The sequence below is a fragment of the Mesorhizobium sp. M7A.F.Ca.MR.362.00.0.0 genome (genome assembly GCF_004023175.1).
Lineage (GTDB): Bacteria > Pseudomonadota > Alphaproteobacteria > Rhizobiales > Rhizobiaceae > Mesorhizobium.
The window spans coordinates 1-5,710 of record NZ_RZTF01000399.1 but is presented as its reverse complement, the minus strand read 5'-3'; the positions used below and the strand labels follow the sequence as shown (position 1 = coordinate 5,710).

Genomic DNA, 5,710 nt, shown 5'->3' with positions numbered 1-5,710 from the left:
CCACCAGTGTCGACGCCAGCGTCGACGAGGTGGACAGTCGTGCCGAAATTCTGCGCATCGCCTGATACCAGAGCCCAATAGCCGCCATTCATGCCGCGATATTTCGGCGTGATGCCCGCATGGTAGTTGAGAACCGGGCAGGGCATTTTGCTCAGCATCTCAGCCGAGATTAGTCGGCAACCGTTGAGCAGTATAACGCCTGGCCGGATCTTCTGGATCGCCTGCAGGCACTCAAGCCCATTGGCGGAGGCTACTTGTATGATCTCCTGGCCTGGTCGCGGCTCAACCTCCAGCTTCTCCTCGGCAATCAAGCGCGCGCTGTGGCCGGCCAGGAATCGCTTGCCCAACCTGCTCAGCACCATCGTGCCAAGCTGGCCCATGGCGGAGATCCAGCCCTGGCGGCGAGCCCGGCCCCGCAGCAATTGCTTTTTGGATTCAGGGGTTTCGAGGACGACGCTGACAGGACCAACGCGATCGGCGATTGCATTGATCATAGCCCAGACATGCTGGCCGCCGCCGGTGACGACCACGATCGGACGCGTACTGGATTCTGATGCTGCCATGGATCTTGCCCCCTCCAAGCAACCCGTTCTTGATAATGGTCGGGATGCTAGGGCGTCCGGGTTAATCCTTGGTGATCAGCCTTCGATACACCGTCAGCGCTTGAATTCGATGATATCGAGCTTCGATTCGTAGTAGGGCGCCGGAAATTCGATGCGCCATTCCTTAGCGCTGTTGCGGAAAGCATAGCCGACCTGGTCGGTTTGCGGGCCGCTGCCATAGGGCTTTGCCGGATCATCGTTGACATAGAAGGAGCCGAGATAGATCGCGCGTTTCTCGCCGTCGTCGAAGAAGCGGCCCTTGGTGCGCTGCGAGCCGCTGATCTTTTCCAGCCGCCAGCCGGAACCGTCGTCGGTCACCGTGCACTTGAACCAGCCATAGATGACGAGCGGCAAAGACCCGCCGGCCTTGATGGTGCGGCACCGCCAACTGCCGGTCAGGTCCTTGTCGGAAAAGGCCACCAGCGGTCTTGCCAGCAAGGCGTCGAGTTGCTTGACCTCGGCCGCATCTCCAGCTTTCACCTCGGCAAGCGCCGCCTTGCGCGTCTCGCCATAATTGTCGAGCCGCTTCTTGTCGGCCGGGGTGATGAGTTTCTGTATCTCGCCATCGGCATGAGCGGGCATGGCGAAACAGAGGAGACCGAGTGCGGCTATCAAGAGGCGAGGGGTCATCGGTGCGTTTCCACGTTCGAATGGCCTGGAGGGCCTGTTGCCTTGTGGCGCACAACTTACCCGTTCTCGGTGGCCTGTCACCCAGGGTTAGAGCATAGCGGGGTCAAGAATTGCTTCAGGCGTGTGCAGCCGCCTGCGCCATTCCGGCCGTCAGGTCGCCATAGCCGGTTGCGCGGCGTTCATAGACGAGACCAAGCATTTTGGCGGCCTTTTCGGCGACCTTGTCGAGTTCCGGATCGTTGGTCTGGGCCAGATAGATCAGCTTCTCGTAGTTGCCGAAATAGTCCTTGATCAACTCCGGGTGCTTGTCGAGGCCCAGCGGTTTCATGAAGAAAGCGTCGAACTGCCGGCAGAGGAAGTCGGTCATATAGAACGACATCATGTCGTCGTCGGCGATTTTCGCGTAGGCTTCCATGCCTTGATAGAAGGCAAAGCAATGCGGGCCGGCCATGCGCTCGACGCCATGCTTTTCGCAGATACGGTCGAGCAGGCCGCCGGTGCCGCAATCGGCATAGCCGACGAAGATGTTGGTATAACCTTCCGCCTTGGCCTTTTCGATTGCCTTGTCCATGGCCGGAGCGATGCGGTCCGGATAGAAATGGAATTCCGCCGGCAGGCAGGTCAGGTCGAGGTGATCCAGTCCGAGCTGTTCCTTGACGGCCAGAATTTCGCGCGCAATCATCCCACAGGCGATAACGAGCAGCCTGTCGTCTTGATTCGGTTTCGTTTTTTGCGTCTTGGCCATGGAACCCGTCGAGCCGGCCTTCGTTGCTGTAGCGCTAATTTATCTATTGAGGGAGACACCGTCCATGAAACTGCTACGCATCACGCCAATAGCCATCTTGACCTGCGCCCTGGCCCTCACGGCTTGTGCGAACACCGTCCGCGGCGTCGGCAAGGACGTCAAATCAACCGCCAATGCGGTCGAGGACACCGTCAACAATCCCTGATCCGCGCCCGTACTTCTTCATCTGGGAACAAAAAAGCCGCGCTGCAAGGCGCGGCTTCCTATTGTCCATTCTGAATTGGCCACTCAGGCCGAAGCGCGCACATTGTGCTTGCGCTTCATGTAGTCCTTGGCGGTCTCGACCGCCACCGCCGCGTCGCGGCAATAGGCATCGGCGCCGACGGCCTTGCCGAATTCCTCGTTCAGCGGCGCGCCGCCGACCAGCACGACATAATCGTCGCGGATGCCCTTTTCCTTCATCGTATCGATGACGACCTTCATGTAAGGCATGGTCGTGGTCAGCAGTGCCGACATGCCGATGATATCCGGCTGGTGCTGTTCGATCGCATCGAGGTATTTCTCGACCGCATTGTTGATGCCGAGATCGATGACGTCGAAGCCAGCACCTTCCATCATCATGCCGACGAGGTTCTTGCCGATGTCGTGGATGTCGCCCTTGACGGTGCCGATGACCATCTTGCCCTGCTTGGGCGCGCCGGTGGCGGCGAGCAGCGGGCGCAGGATGAACATGCCGGCCTTCATCGCGTTGGCCGAAAGCAGCACTTCGGGAACGAACAGGATGCCGTCGCGAAAATCCTCGCCGACGATGCGCATGCCTTCGACCAGCGCTTCCGTCAGCACTTTATAGGGCACCCAGCCGCGCTCGAGCAGGATGTTGGTGCCTTCCTCGATCTCTTCCTTCAGCCCGTCATAGAGATCGTCGTGCATCTGCTGCACCAACTCGTCATCGGAAAGTTCGGAAAGGATGATCTCGTCGTCGGACATTTGTATCGAGCTCCTGCCGGCATCGCGACCATGTCGCAAGGCACACATCTTCGCGTTCATAACTAACCCGCTGAGGGCATGTATCCATAGCTGATTTGCGACTTCCCGCAAAAGGAAAGCGACCGTAACTCTCTTGGAATTCTTGTCGATTTTGCGACAGGCGTTGGCGCTGGCGGGCCGTTTCGAATAGGGTGCATGGCTACGATCTGGCAAGAAGCGGCGAGAGGCAGCTGCTATGGATTCCAGACAAGAACAGATTCAGGGAAGAGCCACCATGAGCGAACACGCGGCAGTCGATCAGGAAGCGTCCAACGCGCGACGTGGGCGCGGCGCCAGCGGCGGGGCTGCAGCCCGGCGGGCAGCACGTTCAGGCGGTGGCCCGGGCACGCAGCTCACCTACATCAAGCGCAAGATCAACGTTTATGAGGTGCTGGACGAGGAAGGCCTGGCGCTGATCGAGAAGAACACCGATACGGTGCTCGAGGAGATCGGCATCATCTTCCGCGACGACGCGGAGGCGTTGCAACTGTGGAAAGAGGCCGGCGCCGACGTCAAGGGTGAGCGCGTGCACTTTCCGAAGGGGCTGTGCCGTTCGCTGCTCAAGACCGCGCCGTCCGTCTACACCCAGCACGCCCGCAATTCCGAGCGCTCGGTGCAGATCGGCGGCAATGCCACCGTCTTTGCGCCGGTCTACGGTCCGCCCTTCGTGCGTGATCTCGATGGCGTCAGGCGTTACGCGACGATCGAGGATTTCCAGAATTTCGTGAAGCTCGCCTATATGGCGCCGTCGATCCACCATTCGGGCGGCACGGTGTGCGAGCCGGTCGACGTGCCGGTCAACAAGCGCCATCTCGACATGATCTACAGCCACATCAAATATTCCGACAAGCCGTTCATGGGTTCTGTGACCGCGCCGGAACGCGCCGAAGACACCGTCGCCATGGCCAAAATCGTGTTCGGCGACGATTTCGTCGAGAACAACACGGTGCTGACCAGCCTGATCAACGCCAATTCGCCGATGGTGTTCGACGAGACCATGCTCGGCGCGCTGAAAGTCTATGCGCGCCACAACCAGGCCTGCATCGTCACGCCGTTCATCCTTGCCGGCGCGATGAGCCCGGTGACGGTGGCCGCCACGCTGACGCAGGTTCTGGCCGAAGTGCTGGCCGGCGCCTCGTTCACGCAGCTGATCCGTCCGGGCGCGCCAGTTCTGTTCGGAACCTTCGCCTCGTCGATCTCGATGCAGTCGGGCGCGCCGACCTTCGGCACGCCGGAGCCGTCGCTGGTGTCTTATGGCGCCGCACAGCTGGCGCGCCGTCTCGGCCTGCCGTTCCGTACCGGCGGTTCGCTCTGCGCGTCCAAGGTTCCGGATGCGCAGGCCGCCTATGAAAGCGCCAACACGCTGAACTCGACCATCCTGGCCGGCACTAATTTCGTGCTGCATTCGGCCGGCTGGCTCGAGGGCGGGCTGGCGTCCTGCTACGAGAAATTCATGATGGACATCGATCAACTCGGCATGACGCAGAAATTCTCAGAGGGCGTCGACCTGTCGGAAAACGGCCAGGCGATGGACGCCATCCGCCAGGTCGGCCCAGGCAGCCACTATCTCGGCTGCGACCACACCCAGGCCAATTTCCAGACCGCCTTCTACCGTTCCAACATCGCCGACAACAATTCCTACGAGCAGTGGCTGGCCGAAGGCGAGAAGACCGCGCCGCAGCGCGCCAACGAACTTGCCCGCCGCTGGCTGGAAAGCTACGAGGCACCGCATCTCGATGCGAGCATCGACGAAGCGTTGAAGGACTTCATCGCCAAGAAGAAGGGGTCGATGCCCGACGCCTTCACTTGAAAGGAGCCCGAATCAGGCGGGGCTAAAGTCGCCAACATCATCCACAAGGAAGTCTGGCGGAGCGCGTTCTCCGATCCGGTCAAGAAGGAATGATTGCGCTTGCCGGCAGCGTTGACGGCATTGCTGCGGCCCTTCACGCCAACGGCCTTGTTCTTCGTGGCGGCTTCAATTTTACGCCAGGCGATGCGCCACCAACGGGATCATCGGGTGCGCCGGCAGCGGCCGTCCTGCTGGTAGGTCAGGCGGGCGCGGCACCCTGGCCGCATTTCCGTCGTTGGCGCGAAAGCCAGCCGGGGCAAATCGCCAATCCTCTCGACAACTGGTCGCGAGAGGTTATCGGCGCTGTGGCGCAGGATTTTGGCGCACGGGCGATTTCTCCGTCGGACAAGCCCTATCTGCCGTTCCAGCAATGGGCGATGCGGGCGGAGGGACTGAAGCCGTCGCCGCTCGGCATCCTCATGCATCCGCGCTACGGGCTATGGCATGCCTATCGCGGTGCGCTGCTGTTCGATAACGAGATCGCGCTACCGGCGGTTCGCGAGGCGATCCACCTTTGCGATAGCTGCGTCGAGAAACCCTGCCTGAAATCCTGCCCGGCCGACGCCTATTCCGCGCAAGGGTTCGCCTATCAATCCTGCCTGGCGCATGTGCGGGGGCCGAATGGCGGACCGTGCCGCAGCGGCGGCTGCCTTGATCGCAATGCGTGCCCCTATGGCACGAAGTATCGCTATCCGCCGGAGGTTCAGGCCTTCCACATGGCGAGCTTCGCACGAGCCACCAACTGATCCATTCCCATTGCGTGGTGCTCGTTCGCTTCGATGAGCATCTTGACGACAGTTAGAAGCAAGCCTATTCATCAAGTCATCTGATGACTTGATGAATAGGCCGATGCAACCC

7 protein-coding genes are annotated in these 5,710 nt (G+C 60.7%); 3 read left to right on the top strand and 4 right to left on the bottom strand.

The genetic code is table 11. The features are described from left to right. The 3 genes from EOC06_RS31260 to EOC06_RS31250 form a co-directional block, all read right to left on the bottom strand. Window positions 1–563 (bottom strand): formyl transferase (locus tag EOC06_RS31260; RefSeq protein WP_128309599.1); only part of this gene is annotated, 563 nt, incomplete at its 3' end. 93 nt (window positions 564–656) lie between these two features. Then, complete coding sequence (locus EOC06_RS31255; protein ID WP_128309598.1) at window positions 657–1,232, bottom strand: DUF4893 domain-containing protein; 576 nt, start codon at window positions 1,230–1,232, stop codon at window positions 657–659. Between the two features lie 115 nt (window positions 1,233–1,347). Further along, entirely contained in the window at window positions 1,348–1,977 is a 630-nt protein-coding gene (locus tag EOC06_RS31250) for a DUF1638 domain-containing protein (protein WP_128309597.1), read from the bottom strand. A gap of 64 nt (window positions 1,978–2,041) precedes the next feature. Here EOC06_RS31250 and EOC06_RS31245 point away from each other — a divergent pair, with 64 nt between their 5' ends. Beyond that, a complete protein-coding gene (locus tag EOC06_RS31245; RefSeq protein WP_023812312.1) occupies window positions 2,042–2,182 on the top strand; it encodes an entericidin A/B family lipoprotein in 141 nt (46 codons plus the stop codon). 83 nt (window positions 2,183–2,265) lie between these two features. Here the strand turns inward: EOC06_RS31245 and EOC06_RS31240 are convergent, their stop codons facing one another. Continuing rightward, entirely contained in the window at window positions 2,266–2,964 is a 699-nt protein-coding gene (locus EOC06_RS31240; RefSeq protein WP_126069400.1) for a B12-binding domain-containing protein, read from the bottom strand. 274 nt (window positions 2,965–3,238) lie between these two features. Here EOC06_RS31240 and EOC06_RS31235 point away from each other — a divergent pair, with 274 nt between their 5' ends. Next, complete coding sequence (locus tag EOC06_RS31235; protein ID WP_128309596.1) at window positions 3,239–4,813, top strand: trimethylamine methyltransferase family protein; 1,575 nt, start codon at window positions 3,239–3,241, stop codon at window positions 4,811–4,813. Window positions 4,814–4,902: 89 nt separating this feature from the next. Continuing rightward, window positions 4,903–5,598, top strand: a complete 696-nt coding sequence (locus EOC06_RS31230) for a 4Fe-4S dicluster domain-containing protein (RefSeq protein WP_128309595.1) — start codon at window positions 4,903–4,905, stop codon at window positions 5,596–5,598. Window positions 5,599–5,710: the final 112 nt, after the last annotated feature.